General features: G+C 55.2%; 33 protein-coding genes and 1 riboswitch. Of the genes, 14 read left to right on the top strand and 19 right to left on the bottom strand.

Features of this window, described 5'->3' with window-relative positions; all coding sequences use genetic code 11:
- Positions 1-58 precede the first annotated feature (58 nt).
- Positions 59-865: a cytochrome c3 family protein gene (locus MNODULE_RS07185; RefSeq protein WP_168058756.1), complete on the bottom strand. Its 807-nt coding sequence runs from the start codon at positions 863-865 to the stop codon at positions 59-61.
- 287 nt (positions 866-1,152) lie between these two features.
- Here MNODULE_RS07185 and MNODULE_RS07180 point away from each other — a divergent pair, with 287 nt between their 5' ends.
- The 4 genes from MNODULE_RS07180 (at position 1,153) to MNODULE_RS07165 (ending at position 4,331) form a co-directional block, all read left to right on the top strand.
- Positions 1,153-1,524 (top strand): c(7)-type cytochrome triheme domain-containing protein, encoded by a 372-nt coding sequence (locus MNODULE_RS07180; RefSeq protein ID WP_168058755.1) that lies wholly within the window; start codon positions 1,153-1,155, stop codon positions 1,522-1,524.
- A gap of 76 nt (positions 1,525-1,600) precedes the next feature.
- Positions 1,601-2,278 carry a c(7)-type cytochrome triheme domain-containing protein gene (locus MNODULE_RS07175; protein WP_168058754.1) on the top strand — a complete coding sequence of 226 codons (678 nt, stop codon included), beginning with the start codon at positions 1,601-1,603 and terminating at the stop codon, positions 2,276-2,278.
- A 75-nt stretch (positions 2,279-2,353) separates the two neighbouring features.
- Entirely contained in the window at positions 2,354-3,196 is an 843-nt protein-coding gene (locus tag MNODULE_RS07170; protein ID WP_168058753.1) for a hypothetical protein, read from the top strand.
- A 10-nt stretch (positions 3,197-3,206) separates the two neighbouring features.
- Positions 3,207-4,331 (top strand): ligand-binding sensor domain-containing protein, encoded by a 1,125-nt coding sequence (locus MNODULE_RS07165; RefSeq protein ID WP_168058752.1) that lies wholly within the window; start codon positions 3,207-3,209, stop codon positions 4,329-4,331.
- 51 nt (positions 4,332-4,382) lie between these two features.
- Here MNODULE_RS07165 and MNODULE_RS07160 read toward each other — a convergent pair whose 3' ends face one another.
- Entirely contained in the window at positions 4,383-5,687 is a 1,305-nt protein-coding gene (locus MNODULE_RS07160) for a UDP-glucose dehydrogenase family protein (protein WP_168058751.1), read from the bottom strand.
- A 149-nt stretch (positions 5,688-5,836) separates the two neighbouring features.
- Here MNODULE_RS07160 and MNODULE_RS07155 point away from each other — a divergent pair, with 149 nt between their 5' ends.
- Both MNODULE_RS07155 and rsmI read left to right on the top strand, forming a co-directional pair.
- Complete coding sequence (locus MNODULE_RS07155; protein WP_168058750.1) at positions 5,837-6,421, top strand: D-sedoheptulose-7-phosphate isomerase; 585 nt, start codon at positions 5,837-5,839, stop codon at positions 6,419-6,421.
- A 14-nt stretch (positions 6,422-6,435) separates the two neighbouring features.
- Positions 6,436-7,119: a 16S rRNA (cytidine(1402)-2'-O)-methyltransferase gene (rsmI, locus tag MNODULE_RS07150; protein WP_168058749.1), complete on the top strand. Its 684-nt coding sequence runs from the start codon at positions 6,436-6,438 to the stop codon at positions 7,117-7,119.
- A 64-nt stretch (positions 7,120-7,183) separates the two neighbouring features.
- Here the strand turns inward: rsmI and MNODULE_RS07145 are convergent, their stop codons facing one another.
- On the bottom strand, positions 7,184-8,032 hold the full coding sequence (locus tag MNODULE_RS07145) for a fibronectin type III domain-containing protein (RefSeq protein WP_168058748.1): 849 nt from the start codon (positions 8,030-8,032) through the stop codon (positions 7,184-7,186).
- 47 nt (positions 8,033-8,079) lie between these two features.
- Positions 8,080-8,164: riboswitch (cyclic di-GMP riboswitch) on the bottom strand.
- Between the two features lie 338 nt (positions 8,165-8,502).
- Between MNODULE_RS07145 and lexA the strand changes: the two genes are divergently transcribed.
- Genes lexA through MNODULE_RS07125 form a run of 4 tightly spaced genes read left to right on the top strand, consistent with a single transcriptional unit; the run spans position 8,503 to position 12,349 of the window.
- The gene (gene lexA, locus MNODULE_RS07140; RefSeq protein ID WP_168058747.1) at positions 8,503-9,135 is read left to right on the top strand and encodes a transcriptional repressor LexA; all 633 of its coding nucleotides are present in this window, start codon (positions 8,503-8,505) and stop codon (positions 9,133-9,135) included.
- Between the two features lie 21 nt (positions 9,136-9,156).
- Positions 9,157-9,801 (top strand): hypothetical protein, encoded by a 645-nt coding sequence (locus MNODULE_RS07135; RefSeq protein ID WP_168058746.1) that lies wholly within the window; start codon positions 9,157-9,159, stop codon positions 9,799-9,801.
- Complete coding sequence (locus MNODULE_RS07130) at positions 9,801-10,130, top strand: DUF8156 family protein (protein WP_168058745.1); 330 nt, start codon at positions 9,801-9,803, stop codon at positions 10,128-10,130. The genes MNODULE_RS07135 and MNODULE_RS07130 overlap by 1 nt, the downstream gene beginning before the upstream one ends.
- Complete coding sequence (locus MNODULE_RS07125; protein ID WP_168058744.1) at positions 10,127-12,349, top strand: DNA polymerase domain-containing protein; 2,223 nt, start codon at positions 10,127-10,129, stop codon at positions 12,347-12,349. The genes MNODULE_RS07130 and MNODULE_RS07125 overlap by 4 nt, the downstream gene beginning before the upstream one ends.
- Before the next feature lie 114 nt (positions 12,350-12,463).
- On the opposite strand, the gene MNODULE_RS07120 is transcribed toward MNODULE_RS07125, so the two are convergent.
- The 8 genes from MNODULE_RS07120 to MNODULE_RS07085 form a co-directional block, all read right to left on the bottom strand.
- Positions 12,464-12,841 carry a tetratricopeptide repeat protein gene (locus tag MNODULE_RS07120; RefSeq protein WP_168058743.1) on the bottom strand — a complete coding sequence of 126 codons (378 nt, stop codon included), beginning with the start codon at positions 12,839-12,841 and terminating at the stop codon, positions 12,464-12,466.
- Between the two features lie 44 nt (positions 12,842-12,885).
- A complete protein-coding gene (locus MNODULE_RS07115) occupies positions 12,886-13,134 on the bottom strand; it encodes a hypothetical protein (protein ID WP_168058742.1) in 249 nt (82 codons plus the stop codon).
- A gap of 31 nt (positions 13,135-13,165) precedes the next feature.
- Positions 13,166-13,570: a hypothetical protein gene (locus tag MNODULE_RS07110; RefSeq protein ID WP_168058741.1), complete on the bottom strand. Its 405-nt coding sequence runs from the start codon at positions 13,568-13,570 to the stop codon at positions 13,166-13,168.
- A 27-nt stretch (positions 13,571-13,597) separates the two neighbouring features.
- The gene (locus MNODULE_RS07105) at positions 13,598-13,816 is read right to left on the bottom strand and encodes a DUF3185 domain-containing protein (RefSeq protein WP_168058740.1); all 219 of its coding nucleotides are present in this window, start codon (positions 13,814-13,816) and stop codon (positions 13,598-13,600) included.
- 11 nt (positions 13,817-13,827) lie between these two features.
- The gene (locus MNODULE_RS07100) at positions 13,828-13,989 is read right to left on the bottom strand and encodes a DUF5670 family protein (RefSeq protein WP_168057426.1); all 162 of its coding nucleotides are present in this window, start codon (positions 13,987-13,989) and stop codon (positions 13,828-13,830) included.
- 151 nt (positions 13,990-14,140) lie between these two features.
- On the bottom strand, positions 14,141-14,341 hold the full coding sequence (locus MNODULE_RS07095) for a hypothetical protein (protein ID WP_168058739.1): 201 nt from the start codon (positions 14,339-14,341) through the stop codon (positions 14,141-14,143).
- Between the two features lie 217 nt (positions 14,342-14,558).
- Positions 14,559-14,762 carry a hypothetical protein gene (locus tag MNODULE_RS07090; RefSeq protein WP_168058738.1) on the bottom strand — a complete coding sequence of 68 codons (204 nt, stop codon included), beginning with the start codon at positions 14,760-14,762 and terminating at the stop codon, positions 14,559-14,561.
- Between the two features lie 132 nt (positions 14,763-14,894).
- Positions 14,895-15,404 carry a hypothetical protein gene (locus MNODULE_RS07085; protein ID WP_168058737.1) on the bottom strand — a complete coding sequence of 170 codons (510 nt, stop codon included), beginning with the start codon at positions 15,402-15,404 and terminating at the stop codon, positions 14,895-14,897.
- Between the two features lie 496 nt (positions 15,405-15,900).
- Here MNODULE_RS07085 and MNODULE_RS07080 point away from each other — a divergent pair, with 496 nt between their 5' ends.
- Genes MNODULE_RS07080 through MNODULE_RS07070 form a run of 3 tightly spaced genes read left to right on the top strand, consistent with a single transcriptional unit; the run spans position 15,901 to position 19,411 of the window.
- Complete coding sequence (locus MNODULE_RS07080; protein ID WP_168058736.1) at positions 15,901-16,254, top strand: hypothetical protein; 354 nt, start codon at positions 15,901-15,903, stop codon at positions 16,252-16,254.
- 5 nt (positions 16,255-16,259) lie between these two features.
- Positions 16,260-17,717: an ATPase domain-containing protein gene (locus MNODULE_RS07075; protein ID WP_168058735.1), complete on the top strand. Its 1,458-nt coding sequence runs from the start codon at positions 16,260-16,262 to the stop codon at positions 17,715-17,717.
- A 20-nt stretch (positions 17,718-17,737) separates the two neighbouring features.
- Positions 17,738-19,411: an ATP-binding protein gene (locus tag MNODULE_RS07070; RefSeq protein WP_168058734.1), complete on the top strand. Its 1,674-nt coding sequence runs from the start codon at positions 17,738-17,740 to the stop codon at positions 19,409-19,411.
- A gap of 41 nt (positions 19,412-19,452) precedes the next feature.
- On the opposite strand, the gene MNODULE_RS07065 is transcribed toward MNODULE_RS07070, so the two are convergent.
- The 4 genes from MNODULE_RS07065 to MNODULE_RS07050 all read right to left on the bottom strand — a co-directional run bounded on the left by MNODULE_RS07065 (position 19,453) and on the right by MNODULE_RS07050 (position 21,482).
- On the bottom strand, positions 19,453-19,815 hold the full coding sequence (locus MNODULE_RS07065) for a response regulator (protein WP_168058733.1): 363 nt from the start codon (positions 19,813-19,815) through the stop codon (positions 19,453-19,455).
- Between the two features lie 417 nt (positions 19,816-20,232).
- Positions 20,233-20,439 (bottom strand): DUF3185 family protein, encoded by a 207-nt coding sequence (locus tag MNODULE_RS07060; RefSeq protein WP_168058732.1) that lies wholly within the window; start codon positions 20,437-20,439, stop codon positions 20,233-20,235.
- Between the two features lie 13 nt (positions 20,440-20,452).
- Complete coding sequence (locus tag MNODULE_RS07055; RefSeq protein ID WP_168058731.1) at positions 20,453-20,887, bottom strand: hypothetical protein; 435 nt, start codon at positions 20,885-20,887, stop codon at positions 20,453-20,455.
- 25 nt (positions 20,888-20,912) lie between these two features.
- The gene (locus MNODULE_RS07050) at positions 20,913-21,482 is read right to left on the bottom strand and encodes a tetratricopeptide repeat protein (RefSeq protein WP_168058730.1); all 570 of its coding nucleotides are present in this window, start codon (positions 21,480-21,482) and stop codon (positions 20,913-20,915) included.
- Positions 21,483-21,892: 410 nt separating this feature from the next.
- Between MNODULE_RS07050 and MNODULE_RS07045 the strand changes: the two genes are divergently transcribed.
- Positions 21,893-22,216, top strand: a complete 324-nt coding sequence (locus MNODULE_RS07045; protein WP_168058729.1) for a hypothetical protein — start codon at positions 21,893-21,895, stop codon at positions 22,214-22,216.
- A gap of 179 nt (positions 22,217-22,395) precedes the next feature.
- Here MNODULE_RS07045 and MNODULE_RS07040 read toward each other — a convergent pair whose 3' ends face one another.
- From MNODULE_RS07040 to MNODULE_RS07025, 4 genes are all read right to left on the bottom strand, one after another.
- Complete coding sequence (locus MNODULE_RS07040; RefSeq protein WP_168058728.1) at positions 22,396-22,560, bottom strand: hypothetical protein; 165 nt, start codon at positions 22,558-22,560, stop codon at positions 22,396-22,398.
- Between the two features lie 172 nt (positions 22,561-22,732).
- Positions 22,733-22,936 (bottom strand): CsbD family protein, encoded by a 204-nt coding sequence (locus MNODULE_RS07035; RefSeq protein WP_168058727.1) that lies wholly within the window; start codon positions 22,934-22,936, stop codon positions 22,733-22,735.
- 38 nt (positions 22,937-22,974) lie between these two features.
- Complete coding sequence (locus tag MNODULE_RS07030) at positions 22,975-24,096, bottom strand: ice-binding family protein (RefSeq protein WP_202882133.1); 1,122 nt, start codon at positions 24,094-24,096, stop codon at positions 22,975-22,977.
- A 141-nt stretch (positions 24,097-24,237) separates the two neighbouring features.
- Positions 24,238-24,891 carry a Crp/Fnr family transcriptional regulator gene (locus MNODULE_RS07025; RefSeq protein ID WP_168058726.1) on the bottom strand — a complete coding sequence of 218 codons (654 nt, stop codon included), beginning with the start codon at positions 24,889-24,891 and terminating at the stop codon, positions 24,238-24,240.
- Between the last annotated feature and the right edge of the window lies 1 nt (position 24,892).

Here is a 24,892-nt window from a genome sequence, read left to right as displayed (position 1 = left end):
GTTCCCTTCGCTTTATTTTTGCTCCGCCCCCCCGACACCCGATCCCTGGCCCCCGGTTTTACTTCTGGTGACAGGTCAAGCAGAGGGCGCTCCCTCGATTGGAGGCCCTCAAAAAGGGATCCCGCCCCTGCAGGTTCTTCTCATCGGGACTGTGGATGTCATGGCAGGAGGCGCACTGGACCTTGTCCCCCGCGAACGTCTGAACCCCGTTTGCAAACATTCGCCCCCCGTCCGGCTTCAAGATCGTCGGCTGATTGAACTGCGGATCGACATCGGCGCTCGGCAAGACCATCGAGATGGCGTGGTCGTCCCGCAGATCCTTCGTGAAGTAGCGGACGGTCGCATCATGAGCGCCGGAGAGACCGCCGTAGGCCCCTTCCGACCGATTGTGGCATTTCGAGCAGGCGTCACTCCCCTCCTCTCCCTCCAGGGTCATCCGATAATCGCCGCCGGTTTCGACGATGTCATGAAATTGCGGCGGCTTGAGAACCGAATCGACCGCCACCGATCCGTCGTGGCAAGAAAGACAGGCGAGGGAGATCCCGTCGGGCGCCCTCCGCGGGGCCGAATCGAAGTTGGGACTGGAATACATTTGATAGCCCCGCTCCTGGGGAAGCTCTCGATTCCAAAGAGGGGCGTAGCTGCTGCTGTTGTGAGGCGTATGGCAGTAGACGCATGCCTCGCGGAGGTCGTCGAAGGTCCCTCCCTGCATCGGGCCGGTCTCGTTCTGATATCCGCGCCAGTTCAGCGCGGAGAGATCATGCCGGGATCGGATGATGGAGCCGCCTTTGGCGGAAGCGGAAAGAAATAGGATGAAGCCGACGATTCCCAACAAGATGAAAATTTGAATTCTCTTAAACGTCATCCCGGACGGACTCCCGAAGCGTTTCCATCTCATGCGGCAGGTCGAATCTTTAATGAGGTCAACAAGGAAATCTTTAAGAGAAAGCGGATCGCGGATACGAACATAAATTTCCAATGCCTAACTATAGTTTTTTTTACACTTTTGTCAAGAAAAAAATCGGAAACGCGAGATGAAAAGCTTCCCTTTTTCACTTAGTTGAACCGTTTGAATAAAATTTGTTGACAAAAGAAAACCGGTGTGATAATCAAGCGGTTGGATTCCACTTCGGCATGGGAGAGGGAGGAAAGATGAAAAGTGTTCGGATCGGCATCATACTCGGATTAGGCCTTTTGCTGGCATATTTCTGGGGCGGCGACAAGGTGTCAGGCTACTACGGCGATATGGTCCTGAACAGCAAGGCGGAAAAACGAGGGATGCCGCCGGTTGTTTTCCCTCACTGGTACCATCGCGCGGAATTTAAGTGTAAGGTCTGTCACCCCGCCATTTTTGAAATGCGGGCGGGATCGAATGATATCGATATGAAGAAGATCATCGTTGATGGACAGTTCTGCGGGAAATGCCACAACGGAACGATTTCGTGGAAGCCGATTGAATGCGCCCGCTGCCACTCCGGAACACCGGGGATGACAACAGGGGTTCTGGAAGGCTTTCCAAAGTAGATATTGTTTTTCAATGCAGGGGCGTATTGCAATACGCCCTTACATTAAGAATTTTTGAATCTTAGGGGAGGATTTCATGGCTTGGGTGAAAGAACGAAGAAGATATCTCTTTGTCGGGTGCTTGCTCATACTCCTTTCCCTCACCACCTTCTACGCCTGCATACGCCAAGCCAAGAGTGAACCGGCGAATCCGCCCGCCGTACCTGCCGCCGCCGGTGCGCCGGCCCAAGCGGTTCCGGTTCAGGCGCCGGCCCAGGCCCAAGAGAAAGATCTTGCATCACAACCTTCGCTGGTGGCCCCGCATCCTGCAACCGCTCTTCCGAAATTTGAAGACCCGACCAAACTTCCCACACCGGGCCCCCCTTATAATCAAGAGAATACGAATGGAGATGTGGTCCTGAAGGACTTTCCGGTCGATGCCTCCGGCCAAGTCGACTGGGTCAAGGCCTTTCAGGAAAATCTGATCAAGCCGCACGAGTCGCTCGATCTTAATAAACCCCCCACCCCTCCTTTTATGTTCGATATCGAAATTCCGGCGATCGGCTCCATGCCGAACGTGATCTTTCCCCACTTCCCACATACTTTCTGGTTGGATTGCGCCAATTGCCACCCCGGCATTTTCATGATGAAGAAGGGGGGCAATCCGATTTCGATGGTGAAGATCGTTAACGGAGAGTTCTGCGGACGCTGCCACGGCCGGGTCGCTTTCCCTCTGGCCAACTGCACCCGCTGCCACGTGAAGCCAAAAAGCTAGAAGAGATGAAGGGGACCTGACGGCTGTTTCGCTTCAGGTCCCCTTTCCGTCTCATCCCAAGAAGTCCATCTTGCCATGTATTTAGACACACTCAATAAAACACCGATGAAAACCTCCCTGGCCGCTTTGGCCCTGGTCGCCCTCCTGATTGATCCTGCGTTGGCCGGCAAGAAAACGGACAGAGAGCAAGAGCGCCTGATCGGGCCGGTGAAGACGGTCCTCATCGAACTGACGAATATCGCCAATCAGGAAGGGAAATGGGTCGAAAGCCCCCGCATCCCCTGGCTCTCCAACACCTACGATCTGAAGGGAAACAAGATCCAGGAGGATCAACTCTATGACGACGTCTCCCTTAACTTCAAATCGGTCTTCAATTATGATGATAACGGAAACCTGACGGACGGGGTCGAATACGACTACAAAGAGTTTCCTGTTTTTAAATGGACCTACACCCACGCGCAGAACCGGGTCGAAGAGACCCGCACCCAGGTGAACGGCGTCCTCTTTTCCAAGGCGACTTATACCTACGACAAAGACGGAAATCTCGCCGAAGAGTTCCGCCATCAGGTCCATAGCACCAAAGATTTCAAATGGGTCTACCTCTACGACGCGGAGGGGAGAAAGACCGAAGAGAATTTTTACCTCGTCCAGATGCAGGGCCTTCCGCACGAACAGGTCCGCGTGAGCACACTCGACTTCAAGACGGTTTACCGTTATGACGCCAAGGGAAACGTGATCGAGGAGACCCGCTTCGACGCGGCCGGCGCGGTGAAGTTCAAAAAGCAATACAGCTACAAATTCGATTCGGTCGGCAATTGGATCTCCCAGACGGCCGAGGAATGGATCACGCGTTCGGGCAAAACCGTGCTCGAACCGACCGGTGTAACGTATCGGACCTTCCAGTATTATTCTCCATGAGACTCATTTGATGCGTCGGAAAACCACCTTAGTATTCCTTTTTATTCTCTTCGTCTCGATTCCCTTTGCTTTCCAACCGATTTCTCCCCGTCCCGCTTATGCGCAGGCCAACCCTCATGCTCCCCCTGAAGAATTGTGGACGCACTTTACCCTCTTCTCGATCGTTCGGGCGCTGGCGGTAGAGGGGGATGTCCTCTGGGTGGGAACCTCGAACGGTCTCCTCAGATACGACCTGGTCCGTGAAGAACAAAAGTCCTACACGACCAAAAACGGACTCCTCTCCAACATCATCCACACGGTCGCGATCGATCCCAAGGGAAACAAGTGGATCGGAACCTACGGCGGAGGCCTGAGCAAGTTCGACGGAAAACAGTGGACGACCTACACCCCCTACGGCAGCGGCTCCACCGCTTCGTATGGAGAGGCGTCCTGGACCCGCTTCGGCAGCGGCAAAGGACTGGGCGATCTTTGGGTTTACGGGGTTCATTTCGATCCGAAAGGAACCATGTGGGTCGCCACATGGAAAGGGGTCAGCCGATTCGACGGCAAGTTTTTTAAAACATACACAACCGACGACGGGCTGATTGATAAATGGGTCTACACCTTGGCGCAGGACCAGAAGGGAACGTTTTGGTTCGGCACCGAAGGGGGGGTCAGCCGGTTCGACGGCAAGAGTTGGAAGAGCTGGACCAACAAGGAAGGGGTCGGTGCAGAGGTCGCCCGGGTAAAACCCCCGGAGGTCGCGGATTTACAGTTTGTTCCACAACACCACCAGGGAGGGGACAAACCGCTCGAATATAATCCGAACTACGTCGTCTCCTCCGTCATCGATTCACAAAATCGCCTCTGGATCGGAACCCTCGGCGGGGGGCTCTCCCGGTTCGATGGAAAGAAATGGAAGAGCTATACGATCCAAGACGGCCTCGCCGGAAATATCATCCATGCTCTCAAGTTCGACGCGAAGGGGACATTATGGATTGGGACCGACGGCGGGGTCAGCCGGTTCGACGGCAAGAAATTTAAGAATTTTACCGAGAAAGAAGGGATCGGCGCCGTGTATGCGATCGCCATCGATCGCCAGGGCCACAAATGGTTTGGAACGTTTGGAGGGGTCGCACAGTACCGGGGGGATTGATACAACAGAGTCAATGAAAGAAGGGCGCCATGAACGACGCCCCTCTTTTAATCAGGACGGCCGTCCCACGCTGGTGTATTGGAAACCGAGGGCGGCCATTTTTTTCGGCTCGTAGACGTTTCGAAGGTCAATGAAGATCGGAGATTTTAACTTCTTCTTGATCTGATCCAAATCGAGGTTCCGGAACGGATTCCATTCGGTCATCAGGATGATCGCATCCGATCCGTCGGCCACCGCATAGGGATCGGCGGCATAGGTCACCTCTTTCAGCACCTTCTTTGACTCTTCCATGGCGGCCGGATCGTGCGCAACGATTTTGGCCCCCCGCTCTTGAAGGGCGCGGATGATGGCGACGGACGGCGCCTCCCGCATGTCGTCCGTATTCGGTTTAAAGGAGAGGCCGAGGATTCCGATCTGCTTTCCCTTAAAACTGCCGACCTCTTTCTCGATCTTCGCGATCATTCTTTCCCGTTGCTGCCGATTCACCTCGATGACCGCCTTGACGATCTTGAATTCGTAGCCGCTTTTCTGCGCAATCTTATCGAGCGCCGAAACATCTTTCGGAAAACAGGAGCCGCCGAAACCGGGACCGGGGTGTAAAAACTTGGAGCCGATCCGGCCGTCGAGTCCCATTCCTTTGGCGACGTCCTGAACGTTCGCCCCCACCCCCTCGCAGAGATTGGCGATTTCATTGATGAAAGAAATCTTCGTCGCCAGGAAGGCATTCGCGGCATACTTGATCATTTCGGCCGTCGGGATATCGGTAATATGCAGCGGGGTTTCAATCAAATAGAGCGGACGGTAGAGATCGCGCATGATGGCGATCGCCTGCTGGCTTTTGGCGCCGATCACCACCCGATTGGGCCGGAGGAAATCCTCAATTGCCGATCCCTCCCGCAAAAACTCGGGATTTGAGACGACATCAAAATCAAAATGCTCTTTCTGCTTGCTGCCGATAATGGAGCGAAGCCGGTCGCCGGTTCCAACGGGGACGGTGCTTTTTGTCACGATCACCTTGTAGCCGTTCATATGTTCGGCGATCATCTCGGCGACCTTCTCAATATAGGAGAGATCGGCGAAGCCGTCGCCCCGATCGGGGGTCCCGACGGCGATAAAAATCACCAGCGCTCCCTGGATCGCCGCAACGGTATCGGTGCTGAAGGAGAGCCGCTTGTTCTGCACGTTCTTCTTGACCAGCTCTTCTAACCCAGGCTCATAAATCGGGATGATCCCTTTTTTGAGGGCGGCGATCTTCGCTTCTTCCTTATCGACGCAGGTCACATTGACGCCGAACTCCGCAAAACAGGCCCCGGTGACAAGGCCGACATAGCCGGAGCCGATAACCGCAATATTCATCGACTTTCCTCCGTGATTGATCTAAAGAGTATACGAAAAAGAGCGAAAATTAACAAGACGAAAGATCGATTTCAGTCTAGTTGTTCGTTGACTCCACACGAATAAAAGTGTAGGCTTAGCCCATTTAGACATGATTAATAGGTGCTGCGATGGGAATTTCTGAACAATCGGCTGAGATCATCCGGCGGACGATCCAGGAGAGCATCCAGGTCAAAGAGGCCATCGTCCGGAACATGATCCCGGAGATCGCTCAAGCGGCGGCCTGGATCGTTGCCTCTTATGGAAACGGCGGAAAACTTGTCCTTTTCGGAAACGGCGGAAGCGCCGGGGATGCCCAGCACATCGCCGCGGAGTTGGTCGGACGATTTGAACGGGAACGGCGCGCCCTCCCCGCCATCGCTTTGACGACGAACAGCTCGACCCTCACCGCCATCGGCAACGATTACGGCTACGACAAGATTTTCTCCCGGCAGGTCGAGGCGTGGGTCCAGCCGGCCGATGTCGTCATCGGCATCAGCACCAGTGGGAATTCTCCCAACGTCCTGGAAGGGATCGCCGCCGCCAAATTAAAGGGGGCGAAGACGATCGGGTTGACCGGCGAGAAGGGGGGGAAGCTCGCCTCCCAAACCGATCTTTGTCTTAAAGTTTCCTCATCGAACACCGCCCGGATTCAAGAATCGCACATCATGATCGGCCACCTCCTCTGCTTGCTGCTGGAACAGCAGATCTCCTAACCCTCGGACCCTCCATGTCGGGAACGCTCTACGTCGTCAGCACCCCGATCGGCAATCTCGAAGACATCACCCTCCGGGCGCTCCGCATCCTGAAAGAGGTCGCGATCATCGCCGCGGAAGATACCCGCCACACCCAAAAGCTCCTCTCCCATTTCGACATTCATACGACGCTCACCAGCTATCACGACTTCAACAAGGAAGAGAAGACGCCGGTCCTCCTCTCCAAAATGGCGGAGGGGGCTTCGATCGCCATCGTCTCCGACGCCGGCACCCCCACCCTCTCCGATCCCGGTTTTTATTTGATTCGCGAAGCGATCCGCGCCGGCCTCCCCGTCAGCCCCATCCCGGGCCCCGCCGCCGCGCTTGCGGCGCTGGCCGTCTCCGGCCTTCCCCCGGACCGATTCGTCTTCGAAGGTTTCTTACCGAAAAAGAAAGGGGCTCGCGCCCGGCGCCTGGAGCAACTCAAGCCCGATCCGCGGACGTTGATCTTCTACGAATCGCCGTTTCGGATCGTCGGGCTGCTCGAAGAAATCAAGACGATCCTTGGCGACCGGCCCGTTGTCGTTGCACGGGAAATCACCAAGATGTTCGAGGAGTTCATTCGGGGGACGGTGACGGAGGTATTGGAGAAGATCGGGAAGAAAACGGTGAAGGGGGAGATTACGCTGGTGGTAGGGGGGAATCGGGAGGAAAATTAAACAACATGAGGGGCTATGTCATCTCTACCATCTAGCAAAACCCGGATACACATCCGGTTGACGATCATCTGAATCTCCTTTTCAGAAACATGAAGAGGAAAATACCCAGCAAGAGCGGTATTTCGGCCGCTTGCGCGGGGCCGGGAAGATTTTCCTCCTGCGGAAAGCGCATTACACAACCTCCCCCGCCGGCGGCCGCCTGATTTTGTCCGTCGTCGATTTGACTGATTAAAGAAAAGGGAGAAGCGGAAGCGTGGGCGGTAGATTGACGATTCTCATGGAGATCGTAGGAAGCGGCGGCATAGTAGTAGGTGACGCCGTTCTCCAGGCTTGAGTGAGTTACGCTCATGCTCTGATTGGGTTCTCCCGTGAAATCTCCGAGAAGTTCGCCGTCGTTCAGGTCGCTCGGATAGCGATCGGTCCGATAGCGGATGAGAACCCCCGCGAAATCAACGTCCGGCGGGTTGATCCATTGCAGCGTGATCTCCCGGTCTCCGGGAACCGCAGAGAAATGTTGAACATCCGCCGGAGGCGTCGTATCCGAGGGTTGAGCATCCTCCGGTGGGGTGTTACCGGAGACGGGAGCAGACGTATCAAAAAACGTTTTACTGATCTCGTTCGAAAAAGCACTCTCGTTTCCTGCAACGTCATAGGCGGTGAGGACGAAGTAGTAGGTTCCCAGCCCAAGGCCGGTGACCGTGTACGCGGTCTGATTGCCGACCGTGATCGGTGTTCCGTAACGCCCGGAGACGGTTCCGTAATAGACCTTGTATCCGGCCAGATCCGAATCTGTGTTGGGAGTCCAGGATAAGATTGCATCGCCTGCAAAAGCGGGAGAGGTCTTACAAAAAAAGAATAAGAGAACCAGACAAAGCGCCCGGGGAATGTTTTGTCTTTTTGACAGATTTCGCATCGCTGCAAATCTCCCATGCGCAAAAAAAAGCCGCCAAAACGAAATCCTTTGGCGGCTCGGCGGGCATGGCTTTACAGCTTTAGCCCCGTTGCTCTGCGTCCCCGTCTTTCGACAGGTTTGCTCTGAACAAAGGGAATCACAAATCCTTCATGATCAACGCGGCTTAAACCGCTCGACGGCGCTTGAGCGATCTAAAAAACATTTTTAGGATTATCACGACTCCAATCATGTTGTCAATAAGATTTAATTCTTTTTAGGGTCGTGGTCGCGCCGTTTCCAGAGAGACTCAATTTCCTCGTACGACCCATCACCGCCTCAATCTGCCCATAGAAGGTGCTGCGTTCCTTTCCCAGCCCTGCACTCCTTACGTTTCTTGCCGCGGCTGCAATATCGTCCAGACGCGTTTCAATACCCCCCCCCGGAATTTCCGCTTGACACTTTCCAATCCCTTCGGCTAGAATGGTATTCATATGGATACCATCACGGCACGGCAACAAGAAATCCTCACCTTCATCCAGCAAACGGTGGAGCAGAAAGGCTACCCCCCTTCCTTGCGTGAAATCGCAGGCCACTTCGGGATGGTGGGGACGCGGGGCGCTTTCAAGCATGTCGCCGCGCTGATTCGCAAAGGACACCTGCGAAAAGGCCAAGGAGCCCGGGCGCTGGAAGTGATCTCGCAATCGCAGACAGCGAGGGCCGTCCAATCAAAGAGCGCCGGCCGGGCGATCCCAATCTTGGGACGGGTCGCCGCCGGGCAGCCGATTCTGGCCGAGGAGAATTTACTCGGACATCTGACGGTCGATCCTTCGCTCGTTCGAGGAAGGGAAGCGTTTCTTCTGAAGGTCAAAGGGGAGAGCATGCGCGACGCGGGAATCTTGGATGGGGATCTGGTCCTGGTCAAGCGGCAGGCCGATGCCGATTCCGGCGAGATCGTCGTCGCGATGGTCGAAGGGGAAGCGACGGTGAAGCGGCTGATCAAGAAAAAGAAAAACCTGATCCTCCAGCCCGAGAACACTGACTTTGATCCGATCGTCATTACCGAGAAAGACGCCTCCTTTCAAATTCTCGGGAAGGTCGTCAGTCTCATTCGGCCGGTCGTTTGACCGTAGAAGAGGAGCACGCTTGTGGACACGACCTACAAAATCGACGCCCCCCTCTTCTCCGGACCGCCGGTCTCCCTGATCTCCGGCATGCCGGGCGGGGTGATCTTTTTTTGCGGCGATGCCGCGCTCCGGCCGCTCGCTTCGGAAATGATCGGCTGGCGGTTGGCCCAGTCGGAGCGGGTCCTCTTTCTCGATGGGGACAACTGCTTTAACCCTTATCCGATCACACATCTGGCGAAGCGGATCGGACACGATCCGCGCCTTTTTCTCTCGTCGATTTTTATCTCCCGCGCCGCCACCTGCCATCAGATGACCTCCCTCATCACCCGGCAGCTCGGCATTGGAATCGCGCGGCACCGTCCCCGCCTGGTGCTGCTGGCGGAGCCGCTCGCCACCTTTTATGATGAAGCGGTCTCTTTCACCGAGAGAAAAACGCTCCTCTCACACGCCGTATCAACCCTGGCGCGACAGGCCCGGGAAGGAACCTGGATCGTGGTGCTGACCTCCCCTCCCCCGCCTTCGCACAAGTCGGCGTCGCTCCTTTCAATGGTGCGCAACGCGTCGGACCGGCTCTTCTCCGTCCGCACCGATGCGCAATCGATCCTCATCCGCGAAGAAACGCTCGCTATTGGAAAACGTCCGCCGCAACGAACCGGGGGGTGTTGATGGGCCGCACCCTCTCCACCTTCACGCAGTTGATCGAGCAGGAACGGAGCGCTTGGCAGTCGTTTCACCGGGCGTTGCGCAAGGAGGACCAGCAATATTTCGACGCGCTTTTTCGCGCGGCGAAATACCATGTCGCTTCCGGCAGCTACGCTTCGAAGAGCTCGCCGTTTGAAGCGATGATCGTGGCGATGTTGATCGAGTCGTACAAAAAAAATGCGCTGCTCGAAGCGCGGGTCTCCCACCTGGAAGTATTTCTGAATAGAAAGGGCACATTCGACGAAAGCCAGAGGCCTCCTCTCCCTTCGTCGAAGACAAAGGAGGGTCGATGAAGATCACCGGCTGGATCTTTGATGTCTACGCGGTCGACGGCGGGATGCGGGTCTGGATCATCGACGCGCAAGGGAGAAAGCACCGGCTGCTCGATCCCTTCTCCCCCGCTTTCTACATCGGCGGCCCTCCCGCCTCTGTCCGCCCGCTTCTGACCTTTCTCTCGCGCTTGAACCTGCCGATGGAGGTCACCCGCGCCGTGGGGATTGAGTTCTACTCGGGGAAGACGATCCCGGTCACACGGGTAAAACTTTTCAATCCAATCCACTTTACGAAGGTGGTCCGCTGGTGCGCCTCCGCCGCCGTCAAACCGGAAGGGAGCGGAATCTCGCTCTACAACTGCGATCTCTCCCTCCCGCAGCTCTATTTCTTCGAGCGCAAGCGCTTCCCGCTCGCCTTTTGCGAGGTGGAGGTCGATCCCTCCGGGACCATTCAAACGGTCGGCTTACTCGATTCGATCTGGCGGACCGATTACACCACCCCCCCCTTGACGACCCTGATCCTTCGGATGGAAGGGGGAAGCCTCCGCCCCGATCACACCGGTCCCCGGCGGCTGGAGGTCACGATCGACGGGCGGACCTCCTGCTTGGAAGCGGACGACGAAGCGGGGCTGATCGACCGGTTCGACCGGCTGCTGCTGCGGCACGATCCCGACCTGATTCTCTCCGAATGGGGCGATCCGTATCTCCTCCCCCAGCTAATGGCGATGGCCAAAAAGAAGCGCTTCCCCCTTCTGCTCAACCGAGAGCCCGATACGGGGGTGGTCACCCGGCGCGAGCGCTCCTACTTCACCTACGGCCAAGTCGTCCACCAGGCGCAAGCGCACCTGCTCCTCGGCCGCTGGCACATCGATCTGCATAACTCTTTCTTGGTCGATCAGACCGAGCTCGAAGGGCTCTTTGAGTTCGCCCGCCTCTCGCGGATCCCGGTCCAGCAGATGGCGCGGACCACCACCGGCACCGGAATCACCTCGATGCAGATGGCGCTGGCATTTGAGGACGGGATTCTGATCCCCTGGCGAAAGCAGGAGAGCGAGGCGTTCAAGAGCGCCGACCAGCTATTGCTGACCGACAAAGGAGGGCTGACCTACGCCCCCAAGCTCGGCTTTCACGAAGCGGTCGCGGAGCTCGACTTCGCCTCGATGTACCCCGCGACGATGGCCCGTTACAACATTTCCCCCGAGACGATCAACTGCCCTTGCTGCCCCCACAATCTCGTTCCGGAGATCGGCCACCATCTCTGCACAAAGCGCCGCGGATTGATTCCCCGCTTCCTGGAGCCCTTCTTGGCCAAGCGCGCCGAATACAAGCGGCTCAAAAAAACCGCGACCGATCCGGAGTGGAAGGGGCGGTATGACGCGCGGCAGTCGGCGCTCAAGTGGGGCATGGTCACCACCTTCGGCTATCAAGGATACAAGAACGCCCGGTTCGGGAAGATCGAAGCCCACGAGGCGATCACCGCCTATGCCCGGGAGAAGCTACTTCAGGCGAAGGAAATCGTCGAAGCGGAGGGGTTCGAGATGATCCATGCGATCGTCGACTCCCTCTGGATCAAAAAATCGGGAACGACGGAGGCCGACTATGAAGCGCTGGCCGAGCGGATCTCGAAGGCATGCGAGATCCCGATCGCCTTTGAGGGGGTCTATCGCTGGGTCCTCTTTCCGCCGTCAAAGTCCGATCCGGAGATCGGGGTCCCCAACCGCTATCTCGGCGTCTTCCAAAACGGCGAGGTCAAGCTGCGGGGGATCGAAGCCCGCCGCGGCGACACCCCGCCGTTCATCCGGGCCGCCCAGACCGAGATGATCGAGATCCTCTCTCAGGCGAAAAATCGGGAAGCGTACGAGGCGCTCCTCCCCGAGATCGAAGCGATTCGGGAGGCCTATCGGGAGCGGCTCAAAGCGAGGCGGGTCTCCTTCTGGGAGTTGGCGATCGCCAAGACCCTCTCGAAGTCCCCCTCGGAATACCAAAAAGACAGCCTCACGGCGATCGTCGCCAAAGAGCTCGCCGGCCGCGGGGTGCGTCTCTCCCCCGGACAGAGCATTTCGTATGTGATCACCGACGCCAAATCGCGCGTGAAATCGGACCGCGCCCGGGCGCTCGGATTCATCGACGGGTCATGGGGGTTCGACGCCGAAAAATACGAGTCGCTCCTGATCCAGGCGGCGGAGGTCCTCTTTCCAGACCCGCCGGATCGATTCGGGCAGAAAAATCTTCTGCCGTGAAAAAACGGAATGAACCTAACTTGTTTTTAGCTTGGATTCTGTTGGAAAGGAAGGGCCGCTTCGAGACGTTTCAGGGAGGCGTATCGCGTTGGGTGTTTCCCTTCGATGATACTGTTATGGACTGAGGTGTTTTTTTAGAATTTCGTTTTCGGTGATTTCCCGATTGTCGCCCCCGAACCGCTTCGCCTTCTTAAAGGCCTCTGTGGCTTCCGGATGTTTTCCCATGCCGTCGTAGGCGATCGCCAGGTTAAAATGGGCCTCGGCGAAATCGCCCTTGGCCGCGATGGCTTCATTCAGGTGCCGGGAGGCGACCTCATAATGTTTCTGAACCAGATGGTCGACCCCTTCATTGTTCTTGGCCGCCGCCTCCTTGTTGCTCATATCGTATGGAGAGAGAAGCACCGGGATTTGAGCGCTTGCGGCCCCTCCGCCGCCGGAGCAGGAGGTCAACCCAAGCAGAGCCATCACCAAAAGGTATCCACGTTTTCTCATCTGATCTCTCCTTTTCGGGTAGATGCCTTGCCGATGCTCCGACCTTATCTTCTCCGTTGCGGCAAGCTTTTCCGGCGATTCCGGAGGATGATCGCATCGACAAGCTCGCCGCACTGCACGCAGCGCCGCGGCAAGAGGTCGGTGTAACCGCTATTCTTCAGAAGATAGAGGCATTGCTCGACGACCATGAGGCCCCCGCACCGCCAACAGAGCGGCTTGCTCACAAAGTCCTTCCACTCGGCGTTCACCGCCTGTTTCAGGGCCTTTTCTTGAATTTTGGTCGCCTTCGGCACCAAGGCCTCCCTTCAATGTTCTCTTCGACTTTCAGGCAACATGCGCATCAACGATGGAATGGTTCTGTTGGTCGACCATAACGGTAATGGCCGTCCCTTTTCCGATATGAGTCATCTTTTCGGCGACTTCTTCTTTCATCTTGTAGAATTGCGACGTTCCATTTTTAAGCTTCAGCGTGACGACCTTCTTGTCTGAATCGACGCAGACGACCTCGCCATGAATCAGCGCCAGTTGATGTTTTCCACCGATGTGAATCATGTCGATGATCTGGTTCCCTTCGTCAAACTCCAACAGAATACGATCGCCCGGATGAAGAATCACTTCCGATTTTCCAGGGCCTTTAATCGTAAAGTGACGGGTGGTCCCCCCCTCCATTTCCAAAGAGATCGTCTCTTCAGAGGCCTGACTGACTGTGCCGATCACACTCTGCAGCATTTCATCCTTTCTATTCTTCTTTGTTGTCTATTCTTCTTTGTTGCTTCTCGTGAGCAGCAGCACGATGCCGCCGGCCAATGCGATGACCCCCACGATCGGCGGCGGCGGGACGGCTCTCGTCTTCTCAGATGTCTTTTCAAGATTGAGATCGGCCCCCTTCTGTCGCGTGAGAGTAATCCCTTGATAAGCAAAGGCCGATACCCCCACGGTGATCAAGACAATGGCGAGCAGTCTCTCCATTTTCATTCGCTTCGCCCTTACAAAACCGGATCGTTGATAGAGTCCCGCGGGTGATGCGGTCTTCGGCCTTGAATAATGCTGCTGAGCAGGGCATGAATAAACCACCCTCCCATCATCGCGCCGTTCACCCATCCGAACAGCCACAGAACCATTAAAAACAGAGCGATCGTCCATAACATGAGTCTTGCCTTTCGAAAAACGATTAAGCCCGCTACCGGCCTGCGCGGGGGGTGCGCCGGCCGATAGCGATGCACCATGTCTTATTGCGTTCGGACATGGATTCGTTCACTTTAAATTGGAATCGCCCCTCTCGACCCGGACAGGAATCGTCTAAGAGGTCCCGATCAACGGCTCGGCCGGTTTTGATAGCCCTTTTTCCCGGGGAGCCAATTTCTCTGTTTTGAAGATCCCCAGGAAGGACCCTGCTGTCCGGAGCAGCCATCGGAGAAAAACCAGGCCAAGCACCCAAACCGGCCAGAGGACAACGAGAAAAATAAAGAGATATTGAAAGAGCTCTTTTGTCGTGATCATCGTTTTATAAACCTCAGGTTGTCTGTTCTGCGTTGAAAACGGCGTTCTCCCGCGCGAGGGCGATGTGTATTCGCTCGCTCAGTGAATTCACACCGGACACAACTTGCCTTAATGAGATTATGACGATAAAAAAACGGAAGGTCTGGTCAATATTGCTCAGTTTTGAGAAATAGAGAGAAGAGGGAATTTCTCTGAATCGTTTATAAAGCAAGGCGCTTCAGTGAAGTATCGGCGTCTGCGGCTTGATCTCTGAGGCGACAGATCGTCTAACCCCTTCGGGTCCCTCCAGATATCTCCACGCCGGATTGGCCGCGCTCTCTTCAGGAGGCCTCACTGCAGTCGGAATCCACGCCCAGATAAAATTCAGAAGCGCCACGATGATCAGTATTGGAAAGCTGTAATTCAAAAATGCTTCGTACATTTCATTCTCCTTGGTTCTGATTCTCCCTCCCGCGTTCCGAGAGAAAAGCGATGACGCCCCGTGGGTCCTTACCCTGTCTTTTCCAATTGGACCCACGAGGGAGAGCAACATCACTGATGGTTCCTTCGCCTTTTAATCGACATGAACGTCCATTGCGGAATTGCTATGTTGATCGACCATCATTGTGACTTCAGCCCCTTTTTTGATGTTGTTCATTTTGGCGGCCATCGCTTCTTTCATTCTGAAGGATTGTGACTTTCCATCTTTAAATTGGATGGTGATCAAACTTCTCTCCTTATCGACTCCCGTCACCGAGCCATGGACCAATTGATGTTTTGCGCCGATGTGGATAATGTCGACGATCTGGTTTCCTTCGTCAAACTCCAACACGACACGATCGCCCTTCTTAAGGCCGGCAATGCCCTCTCTGGCGGCGGACTTAACGGTAAAGTTTCGGGTTGTCGTTCCCCCATCGATTTGCAAAGTGAGCATCTCTTCCGTGGCTTTACTGACGGTGCCGACCACACTTTTATGGGTTTGGCCCGGTCTCTGTTCGGAGCCGCTGTTTGGCATATCCGCGTGTGCGATTGTCAGCGAGAATAAGATAAGCCCGAATGCCGGCCATAGTTTTTTCATCTTCATTTGATCCCCTTTATTTTTAATTTTTACTGCTTTGTAACCCCGCCCCCTTGGAGCGGTTGGAAAAACGCTTGAAACGCTTCGTTCGGCGGATTCACACTGCCCCCTTCTCTTGATGTTCATTATGCCTGTAAGATAGAGGGAAGACTGATCAAAATTGCTCAGTTTGAATAATGAATAGAATATTTGAGTAAGCGCGCATGCGACAAAAAAAGTATTATGGTCAAAACTGCACAGCTTTTAAAATAGATTGAGCATATAAATAAACTTAGATAAATTGTAGGTGTTTCATGAGCGACCCCTAATGTAAGAACGGCCATGTTCATTGCTCACCCCCGGCATGGTCATCTGGGCAGTACCCGGCCGCTTCGGTTGCTTTTAGGCCGCAGGTATGTTAGGAATGGACATTCCATTCCATTCCATTCCATTCCATTCCATTCCAAATCCGCCCTTCTAATCGGTTTCTCAGAGAAGCTTTATATTCACCAGGAGGTTCATTTTGGCGCGGAGGCAAATCAAGGCGGACAGAGACCTTGAGGAATTTATCGCAAAGATCGCCGACTCGTTCGTGAAAATTGAGCTGATCAAGTTTTTCCACCATAATCCCCATTTCCTGGGGAAAACGGGTGACATTTCCCTGGCAATCGGCCGGGACCCTAAAAAGGTATCAAAGGGGATTGACGACTTGGTGCTTCAAGGGGTCATCAAAAAAAATGGGCAGAAGAGCGCCGCCATCTGGAGTTACGCGCCGGAAGCGTCAATGGACAAGAAAATTACCCAATTCATCAAGGCTTATGAAGGGCCCGATTTGAGACAGTGGATCGTGAACCAGGTTATTCGGGGAGGGAAATAAAAAAGATGGCAAGAGAAAAGGGATCGAACCTGACTCGCACGGGAAATTCGGGCCTCGATCGAATTTTAAAAGGGGGAATCCTGAAGGGGCATTCCGTTCTGGTGGAAGGAGGGGCCGGGACAGGGAAAACGATTCTTGCTTTGCAGTTCCTCTACGAGGGGGCGATGAACCTGAACGAGCCGGGGATCCTCCTCTCACTCGATGTCCACCCGGCGAAGCTCTATCGCGACGCCGCCGCCTTCGGCTGGAACCTGAAAAAACTGGAAGAGGAGGGAAAACTCAAGGTGATTCTTGCCTCGGTCCAGGCGACCATCGATCAACTCCAGGGGGAGAATAGCCCTTTGGAAAAAGAGATTCGCCGAATCGGCGCCGGCCGCATCGTCCTCGACAGCATCACGCTGCTCCGGGACATGGTCACCGACATGAAAGAATTTCGAAAGATAATCCGCATTCTCCTCAACAGCTTCGAGCGGGAAGGGCTGACCTCGATGATGACCTTGGAGACAGAGCCGGCGAAAAGAGGCGAGTACCTCGTGGAACGCTCTTCCGTCGACGCGATCTTCACCCTCTCGGCCAACCTCTCCGATGGCCGGGAACATGAGTTACGGAGGCTTCGGGTCACCAAGGCCCGCGGCCAGGACTATCTCTCGGGAAACCATACTTTCCAGATCGTCGATGGGAAAGGAATCGTCCTCTATCCGCGGATCGCGGGACAGGTTCGGTCGGAAAACGGGATAAAAGAATCCGATCCGGCCCGGAGGGAGAAGTTCGGAATTCCTGAGCTGGACGAGATGCTCTCGGGGGGCATCTACCCTGGAACGGCCGTGATGATCGCCGGAAGCACCGGTTCCGGGAAATCGCTCCTGGGGCTTCAGTTTCTTCTAGAAGGAATTCGGGCAGGAGAGAATGGGCTGATCGTCAACCTGGAAGAGACGGCCGAACAGATTGTCCGGAACGCCAAGGTATTGGGGTTTGATCTCTCCCCTCTGATCGATCAAGGCCGTCTGAAGATCGTCACCATCGACCCGGCGGAACTTGATTTAAACCAGCACGTCGGATTGGTGATCGAGCGGGCCCGCGCGATCTCGGCCCAGCGGGTCTTGATCGATTCGGTTTCGGCCTATGAAGCGGTCGCCCAAAATCCGCTCCAATATAAAGATGCCCTTTTTGCATTGGTTTCCTATTTCAAACGCCGGGGGGTCTCTTCCCTTTTTACAAGCGAGATTCCCGAGTTGATCGAGACCCCGCGGATCACCAGCCAGATGACCTCGATGCTGGTCGACACCCTTCTCCTCCTCCGATATATTCAGATCGATAACAAAGTCGGAAAGGTCCTTCTTGTCCTCAAGTCGCGCGGGAGCAACCACTCCAAAGAGCTCAGGGAGTACGTCATCGAGCAGGGGGGAATTCGCCTCCTCCCGATGGATTTCCGAAAGACCGCGCCTCCCTTTACGTTTAGGTAGTTGGGCAGTCGGAGCCTACGATGACGCAACGCGCACAAAAAGTGAAACCGCCGCAGCGCAAGGGAATAGACTATCATCAAGCGGCCCAGCTCTCGGCGCTGCGGGCCTTCTCCGTCTCTTTTTCAAACGCCTCCCCTTCCTCTTCCTTTCGCCTGTTTGCGGAAACCTTCTTGGAGTATGTCCTCCAGATCTTTGAGGCGGATGGGGCTTATCTGGAATTCTCTCCCCCCTCTTCATCAGAGAAGATCCGCCTTACCATCGGTTCTCTCCGGGATGAGGCGGCGTGGCGGAAGATACTCTTTCCCCGCGCGAAGAAGTTCCCCCTCGTCCATCAGGGGCCGCCCCACCCCGGGAAAAAGATCACCCGGCAGACGGGATGGGATCCGAAAACCTCCTCCCTGATCTCCACCCCCATCCGTTGGGGAAATCAGAACTTCGGGGTGCTCGCCATCGGAAAGTCGGGAGTTCCTTCGTTTTTCAGCGAAACCGACCTCGAAGAGCTTGCCCTCTTCACCCATTATCTCGCGCTGGCTTCAAAGAAGATCTCCTTCAAGAAGACGAGAGAGGAGGCCATTCAGGAGTTTTCGGAGAACCTTGAAGACGGGATCTACGTGATCGATCGGCACGGCCGGGCCCTCGTGGTAAATCCAAAAGGAAGGGCGCTTCTCGGCATTCATGACAAAGAGGAGGCGATCCGCGGGCTTCATGACGACCCGGTTTTATTGAATATCCGCACTGCCGGCGGCGCGATCCCCACCCCTCATCAGCTTCCCCTGGCACGGGCGCTCCGGGGAGAAACTTTCTCCTCCGTCGAATACATGATTCGGCGTCCCGGGGAGAAGAGCGACGTTCATTTGAGCCTGTCGGGAGGGTTTCTCTACGACAAGAAGAGAAAAATTGCCGAGGGGATCCTGGTGGCCCGCGAGATCACCGAATTCAAGCAGCGGGAACGGCGGCTCAAAACGGATCTGGCCGAACAAAAAGAGAGAGAACGGGTGAGGACCACCTTTCTCAGCCACGTCTCCCACGAGCTGAAAACGCCGCTTAATGTCATCGTCGGATATACGGGACTCCTTTTAGAAGAACGCTACGGGCGGCTTCCGGAGAAGGCCAAAGAGGCGCTGTCTCGAACGCGTGTGAATGCAAAAGAGCTGGCCCAGATGATCAATGATCTCCTGACCCTCTCCAAATTGGAGGCGACAAAGATGATCGTCGCCGTGGAAGAGGTCGATCTCGGAGCGCTTTTGCGGGATGTGCTGAAGGACGCGCGCTCTCTGAGCGCGGAAAAACCGATTGAATTTTTCCTGAAGATCGATCGGGACCTCCCCCTGATCAAGAGCGATCCGGCCAAGCTCAAGGAGATCTTTTTAAACCTCTTCTCAAACGCGGTAAAATACACCCGGGAAGGTTCGATCCAGGTTCTCGCCAAGAATCTTCCCGAGCAAAGGCGGGTCCGGGTAGACGTGGTCGATACCGGCATTGGGATTCAAGAGGCGGATCTCGCCCATCTCTTCGAAGAGTTCCACCGGGTGGAAGATCCCGGCATGACGAATACCCCGGGAACCGGTCTGGGACTGGCCATTGTGAAAAACATGGCGAGGCTGCTGCACGGTTCCGTGGAGGTCGAAAGTGTTTACGGGAAGGGATCGACCTTCACGATCTTCCTCCCCTATGCCCTGCGAAAGCGTCCATGAGGATACGAATGCGGCATCGGCGGAGGGACAGGGTCGCCTCTCTATAAAAATTTTCTCACGCGGCGTAAAACCTCGGAAGGGTTGATCGGCTTGGTTATATAATCACTTGCCCCAAGATGCGACGCTTGCTCTTGAGATATCGGGTCCGATTTTGCGCTGATTATGATAATGAAGATATGACTTATTTTGGGGTTGCTCTTGACCCACTCGCAGACCTCAAAACCATTCTTACCCGGCATCATGATATCCAGAAGAACCAAATCCGGGGGGTGATCCCCAATCTCCTTGATCGCCTCGAATCCATCATTTGCAATTCCGACCTCATATCCGCCGTGTTCCAGGATACAAGTCAAAATCGTGCGGCTGTCCGGATCATCATCTACGATTAAAATTCTTTTAGACATGGGATGACCCTTTTGTCCTATGGATAAAACAGAAAAATAATAGATGCCGGGTCCCGCGTATCCCCTTTCTCTCCCGCCCTCCTTTCCTAAGAAGGAAAACCGGATTGATCGAATGCTCACATCCGAAGCATCTCCAGACCGTTCGCGTTCCCTGATCGGTGTAGACGCATTCCAGGTATTGCCGGGATTTACATTTGGGACAGATCATCGACGGAAGACCTCTCTGGCTTATGGCGGAGCGCTCTTGCTCATCGCAAAACGCCGCCGAATCATCCCGGCCCGATCCCTTGAGGCGGTTTCAAAGAATGATGCAGCGGAGGGATAAAGTAAACAAAGGATGTAAGGCGTTATTGTCAATTGGTTTTCCTCTGAGCGAACTCCCCTCTCTCCGAGTACCCGTAAGAATAGGCCAACCCTTCAGTTTCGCATTGATCCGCGCGACACTCCCAGCAGGCCGACAACGGTCGCGGCAACGCCGCCGGACAGCAGCCAGATCGCCTTTTCGGTGGGTGAGCCGGTGAAAAACCGAGAAATGTCGGAGCTGACCGACTGTGACACGCCGACGCCGAAAACGATCAGCAAAATACCCCCGGCCAGAACGGCGATCGAGATAGATCTGTTCATCGTAAAACCCTCCTCATTTTTCCGGCGTCAGGCTCAGGCCGACGGCCGGCGCCTCCACCCCGGCAATGCTTCTCGTCATGAGTTCGATCCGGTCGACGGAGAACGAGAGGAAAACTTGCCCCTGAGCGTCGGCCCCCTGAAACCGGTCAAGCAGCATGCTCTGATGGAGGCGAATCGCCTCCTCCTCCCGCTCTGTTGGAATCGTTTCCCGGCGGGCTTTCGCTTCAAATTGAAGGGAAGGATTGAAGTAGATCCGCCTCCGCCAGTTCCGTTCGGGACGGCTCATCACCGGAGACCGGTCGGGAGGTGCTTCCGTTTGAATCGAACGGGTGGAGGAAGATCCCTCCCCCTTCTCATTTTCCGTTGAAAACGACGGGACTGCAGAGAGGAAAATCGATCCTGCTGCAACCCAAACGGCGATTACATTCTTTATGAGTTGCTGCTTCATTTTTCGACCCCGTCCATCTCTGCGCTTAGGCCGCTGCCGCCAATCGCTCCTCCAGCCACTCCACCTCGGTCAATGGTCTTTTCTTTTCGAATGATTTTTCTTTCGTTTCCATGGGGGGAAACGTCGCACCGATCTCGTAAGCACCCATGGCAAAGACAAAAATAAACCCCAGGAGACTTGCGAAACCGAACTCAGCGAATCCCCCCGCGCCGGCGGCCGTGTGGCTGCTGTAAACGCCTTCTCGAATATTCGACACGATTCGTTGGCCCTCCGGATTCCCCGGTCGGAGCAAGAGAAATCGTTCCAGATCATCCAAGGCCTCCATCCTCCGCCCCATCCCCAGCGCCGCCACCCCGGCGTTGAAGGTCGCAGCGGACAAAGTCGGGTCAATTTGAGAGGCAAGCTTAAAGCTGGCGCGGGCGGCTTCCCACTCTTTCACCTTCGCCTGTTCGATCCCCTGCTCCACCAGCAGGACGGCGGTCGGATCGGCCCCTTCTTTCGGCGGCGCCATCATCGGCTCGGCCCCATACCCATTTAGGTTCAAAAGACCGAGAATGCCTATCATCACAAGTACGGCGATCATATAGCGTTTCATGATACGCCTCCTTTCTATTAGCGGGTGTCTTGTTTGAAGTACAAAAAGGAGCCAAGCTGCTTTGAAAAACAGCTCCCTTCTCCTCATCTTGTTTTACATCAATACAGCTTCGCTTTCTTACATTATGCAGGGAAGGGAGGCGACCGTCTGGTCAGAATTGCTCAGTTTAAAAAAACGGGTCTGAGAAGACCTTGCTTTCTCTTCAGTATCGTCCCGCTTTCCCATCATCCAGTGAATCACTCCGAAAAATTGAGCAATTTTGACCAGACTGCAAGCCGTTTTACCGGCATAATATAGAAAATAGTTCTATCAAAAGATCGGCAAAGAAACTTCAGAAGAGTGGTGAACCGCCTAAGGAGAATGAATTCTCCCGAACGACCAACGCAACGAGACTGAAAACCTAGGAGAAGATGATGAATAAAATAAAATTCGCAAGTGTCGCATTTGTTCTTTTACTGGCCGCCGGATGCGCCGGCAAGCAGCCGACGTTTGCCGACAATATGCGCAGTGGCGCTGACGAGTGGGATAAGGGCAATGACCTCGTTGAGTCCGGCAAAGAACAGATTATGAAGGGAGAAGAGCAGATTACGGAGGGAGAAGAACAGCGGCGGGAAGCGAAAGAGCTGACGTCAACGGGAGAAAAAAACGTTGAGGAAGGGGAAGAAAAAATCAAAGATGGAACGTTTTTAATCGAAACGACAGAACGGGAGCATCCGGAGTCATTAGAAAATTAAAGAAAACTCGTGGACGATCGTCAGGATGACACCGTTGAGGGACGATAGAAAACCGGACCGATCGATCTTGATTGAAGTTCCCCGCCGCAAAACGGCGGGGAATTTACATCGCACGAAGCAAGCGCAAAGCGTACCCGCTCATAGTATGATCCAAGTGGACCATGCAACGGGGCGCGTGTTCAGCCTTCTTTAAGCGTTTGGTCTTCTTTTTTTCTGCATTCTAAAATCTTATTGAACAGAAGCTCATACCGATTGATGAGCGGGGTATCCCCATATCCTTTTACTTCCACATCCGCGGTGAGTATTTCGGCGGCCAACTCTGTCGGGGCTTTTCTTTGCGACATGACTTCCTCCTTCTGATTCAGCGCGACTCTCGTCCTCGGTTCGATCGTAATAGGTCTATTTTAAAAGGATGATCGCTTCGAAGTAAATCGCAAAATGCTCGAAACTTCTCTCCCGGCGGGGGTTCCCTTCACCCGCCGGGAGAGCGCTTCTCCGTCTCATTGCTCTTGGATCCTATGTCCGGCGCTGCTCATAGAATTTTTTAAATTGCGCTTCCGCCGCTTCTTCGGCGATTCCATATCTCTCCTGCAGCTTGCCGATCAATTTATCTTTTCGGCCGCCGATGACGTCGAGATCATCGTCCGTGAATTTTCCCCACGTCTCCCTCACCTGGCCTTTCAGCTGTTTCCAATTCCCTTCGTTTGGGTCCCAGTTCATACATCCTCCGTATCGTCCTGATTTAAAAGCCTGCTGCCTCAGGGCGCAGTGATGGCCGTGGCGTCTAATGTAATGGCGGTCTGCGCCAGGGCCCTGCCGTTCATCGCTGCGCCGGTATTCAGCGCGATCAACGTTTGAGACAGGATGATTCCCTTGAAGTCGGACGTCGTTCCGAGGGTCGCCTGGCCGGCGACCTGCCAGAAGACGTTTTCGGCCTGCGCCCCGCCGCTCAGGGTGACGATCGCCCCATTGCCGACATCGAGATCTTGCGCGATCTGGAAAATCCAGACATCACTGGCGCCCCCCGCAAGGGTCACACCGATCGGAAGGGTCACCCCGGTTCCCCATTTATAAAGACCGGGAACAAGCGTCATCCCGTCGATGTTTCCGGCGCCGAGCTCGGTGAAATCGGGCAAGACCCGCCCGGCGGCGTCGGTGTACGCGGTCTGCATGTCAAGGATCGCCGTGGTCAGATTCGACGGCGTCGGATCGGTATAGTCGGCGGCATAGAGCTTTCCAGTGACTTGAGCCGATGTCGAAAAAGTCCCGGTGGCGTCGAGCGTTTCCGAGAACCCGGTAAGGAGCGTTCCCGCCGCCGGACTCAGGCCGATATCGCCCACGACCGCAGTTGCTCCCGTGGTCGAGACCCCCGCTTTCGCCAGAAGGACATAGCTTCCGGCCGTTCCCAGATTGACAGGATCGGGGCCCGCCGCGACCGTACTGCCGGTCGTGAAGCTCCATGTTTTATTCGCCGCCAAGGCGTTCCCGGTCGTATCTTTGGCCTCGGTGGTCACGGTGGCGGTAAAGGAGGTATTGGAAGCGAGATTGCTTTCCGGGGTAAAGACCGCGGTGGTGCCTCCATAGGTCACGGCCCCCGAGACCGGCGTCGCTCCCTGCAGCAAGGTGAAGGTCGTGGGGGTCATCGTCGATGCATCCATCGCTTCACTGAAGGTCGCCGTGATTTTCCGGTTGATCGCAACCCCCGTGGTGGCATCGTCAGGGGTTGTGGCGCTTACGGTGGGAACCGTCGCGTCCGGGGCGCCTGCGCCCCCTCCAGAATGACTGCCGCCGTCGCCGCATCCCGCAAGAAAAATAACCGACAGCAATACCACCCATCCCATCTTTAAATTGTTCATCTGACCGGTTCTGCATCCACGCATTTGTCTCTCCTCTATTATTAAAAGCAATCCGTTCACTTGGGCGGTATTATACGCGCAGGCAAGATCGGCGTCTGATCAAAATGGCTCAGTTTGGAAGAATCATGGAAACGCGGGAATCATCCGTACCGAGAGGAAGAGGGATTAGTCGTGGAGGACGACGTTCAGGAGAGAGCTGTGAATGCGCAATTCGCCGTCGCATTCGATGAAGCCGAGCTTCTTGAACTTGTTCATGAAGAAGCTGACCCGCGATCGGGTGGTGCCGATCATTTCGGCCAGCGTCTCCTGGCTCATCTTTGGGATCACGATCTCCTTCTTCCCTTCTTTTCCGAAGTTGGCCAGCAGAAGAAGAATCCGGGCAAGGCGCTTCTCGCTCGAATTGAAAAGCTGGTCGACCAGATCCTCTTCGATCCGGACGTTGCGGGAAAGAAGATAGGTCATAAAAAGCTCCGAAAAGGTCCGCTCTTTGTGAAGCACCCGGATCATGGCGGTTTTTTCGATTCGGACGATCGTGGAATCGGCCATCGATTTCGCGGTCGCCATCCGGACCAACTGCGCGGTCAGGCAGCCTTCGCCGAAGAAGTGGTTCGGGCCCAGAACCGCGACGACCGCCTCTTTCCCCCTCGGGGAGACGACGGTGAGCTTCACCTTGCCGGTCTGTATATAAAAGACGGCGTCGGCGGCATCCCCTTGCGAAAAGAGGATCTCTTTTTTACGAGAGCTCAAAATTGTTTTTCCCTTTCCGACGATGGTGAGAAAGGCCTGCGGGTCGAAAGCAGGAATCTGTTTACGCGCCATA

Origin of the sequence: Candidatus Manganitrophus noduliformans (assembly GCF_012184425.1) — a bacterium.
Classification (GTDB): Bacteria; Nitrospirota; Nitrospiria; order SBBL01; family Manganitrophaceae; genus Manganitrophus; species Manganitrophus noduliformans.
The sequence above is the reverse complement of the archived record's forward strand: the minus strand, read 5'-3'. Positions and strand labels throughout refer to the sequence as shown.

Excerpts from the sequence above, each read along its gene's own strand:
- MNODULE_RS07185 (WP_168058756.1), bottom strand. The coding sequence starts at position 865 with ATGACGTTTAAGAGAATTCAAATTTTCATCTTGTTGGGAATCGTCGGC.
- MNODULE_RS07180 (WP_168058755.1), top strand. The coding sequence starts at position 1,153 with ATGAAAAGTGTTCGGATCGGCATCATACTCGGATTAGGCCTTTTGCTG.
- MNODULE_RS07175 (WP_168058754.1), top strand. The coding sequence starts at position 1,601 with ATGGCTTGGGTGAAAGAACGAAGAAGATATCTCTTTGTCGGGTGCTTG.
- MNODULE_RS07170 (WP_168058753.1), top strand. The coding sequence starts at position 2,354 with ATGTATTTAGACACACTCAATAAAACACCGATGAAAACCTCCCTGGCC.
- MNODULE_RS07165 (WP_168058752.1), top strand. The coding sequence starts at position 3,207 with ATGCGTCGGAAAACCACCTTAGTATTCCTTTTTATTCTCTTCGTCTCG.
- MNODULE_RS07160 (WP_168058751.1), bottom strand. The coding sequence starts at position 5,687 with ATGAATATTGCGGTTATCGGCTCCGGCTATGTCGGCCTTGTCACCGGG.
- MNODULE_RS07155 (WP_168058750.1), top strand. The coding sequence starts at position 5,837 with ATGGGAATTTCTGAACAATCGGCTGAGATCATCCGGCGGACGATCCAG.
- rsmI (WP_168058749.1), top strand. The coding sequence starts at position 6,436 with ATGTCGGGAACGCTCTACGTCGTCAGCACCCCGATCGGCAATCTCGAA.
- MNODULE_RS07145 (WP_168058748.1), bottom strand. The coding sequence starts at position 8,032 with ATGCGAAATCTGTCAAAAAGACAAAACATTCCCCGGGCGCTTTGTCTG.
- lexA (WP_168058747.1), top strand. The coding sequence starts at position 8,503 with ATGGATACCATCACGGCACGGCAACAAGAAATCCTCACCTTCATCCAG.
- MNODULE_RS07130 (WP_168058745.1), top strand. The coding sequence starts at position 9,801 with ATGGGCCGCACCCTCTCCACCTTCACGCAGTTGATCGAGCAGGAACGG.
- MNODULE_RS07125 (WP_168058744.1), top strand. The coding sequence starts at position 10,127 with ATGAAGATCACCGGCTGGATCTTTGATGTCTACGCGGTCGACGGCGGG.
- MNODULE_RS07120 (WP_168058743.1), bottom strand. The coding sequence starts at position 12,841 with ATGAGAAAACGTGGATACCTTTTGGTGATGGCTCTGCTTGGGTTGACC.
- MNODULE_RS07110 (WP_168058741.1), bottom strand. The coding sequence starts at position 13,570 with ATGCTGCAGAGTGTGATCGGCACAGTCAGTCAGGCCTCTGAAGAGACG.
- MNODULE_RS07105 (WP_168058740.1), bottom strand. The coding sequence starts at position 13,816 with ATGAAAATGGAGAGACTGCTCGCCATTGTCTTGATCACCGTGGGGGTA.
- MNODULE_RS07100 (WP_168057426.1), bottom strand. The coding sequence starts at position 13,989 with ATGTTATGGACGATCGCTCTGTTTTTAATGGTTCTGTGGCTGTTCGGA.
- MNODULE_RS07095 (WP_168058739.1), bottom strand. The coding sequence starts at position 14,341 with ATGATCACGACAAAAGAGCTCTTTCAATATCTCTTTATTTTTCTCGTT.
- MNODULE_RS07090 (WP_168058738.1), bottom strand. The coding sequence starts at position 14,762 with ATGTACGAAGCATTTTTGAATTACAGCTTTCCAATACTGATCATCGTG.
- MNODULE_RS07085 (WP_168058737.1), bottom strand. The coding sequence starts at position 15,404 with ATGAAGATGAAAAAACTATGGCCGGCATTCGGGCTTATCTTATTCTCG.
- MNODULE_RS07075 (WP_168058735.1), top strand. The coding sequence starts at position 16,260 with ATGGCAAGAGAAAAGGGATCGAACCTGACTCGCACGGGAAATTCGGGC.
- MNODULE_RS07070 (WP_168058734.1), top strand. The coding sequence starts at position 17,738 with ATGACGCAACGCGCACAAAAAGTGAAACCGCCGCAGCGCAAGGGAATA.
- MNODULE_RS07065 (WP_168058733.1), bottom strand. The coding sequence starts at position 19,815 with ATGTCTAAAAGAATTTTAATCGTAGATGATGATCCGGACAGCCGCACG.
- MNODULE_RS07060 (WP_168058732.1), bottom strand. The coding sequence starts at position 20,439 with ATGAACAGATCTATCTCGATCGCCGTTCTGGCCGGGGGTATTTTGCTG.
- MNODULE_RS07055 (WP_168058731.1), bottom strand. The coding sequence starts at position 20,887 with ATGAAGCAGCAACTCATAAAGAATGTAATCGCCGTTTGGGTTGCAGCA.
- MNODULE_RS07050 (WP_168058730.1), bottom strand. The coding sequence starts at position 21,482 with ATGAAACGCTATATGATCGCCGTACTTGTGATGATAGGCATTCTCGGT.
- MNODULE_RS07045 (WP_168058729.1), top strand. The coding sequence starts at position 21,893 with ATGATGAATAAAATAAAATTCGCAAGTGTCGCATTTGTTCTTTTACTG.
- MNODULE_RS07040 (WP_168058728.1), bottom strand. The coding sequence starts at position 22,560 with ATGTCGCAAAGAAAAGCCCCGACAGAGTTGGCCGCCGAAATACTCACC.
- MNODULE_RS07035 (WP_168058727.1), bottom strand. The coding sequence starts at position 22,936 with ATGAACTGGGACCCAAACGAAGGGAATTGGAAACAGCTGAAAGGCCAG.
- MNODULE_RS07030 (WP_202882133.1), bottom strand. The coding sequence starts at position 24,096 with ATGCGTGGATGCAGAACCGGTCAGATGAACAATTTAAAGATGGGATGG.
- MNODULE_RS07025 (WP_168058726.1), bottom strand. The coding sequence starts at position 24,891 with ATGGCGCGTAAACAGATTCCTGCTTTCGACCCGCAGGCCTTTCTCACC.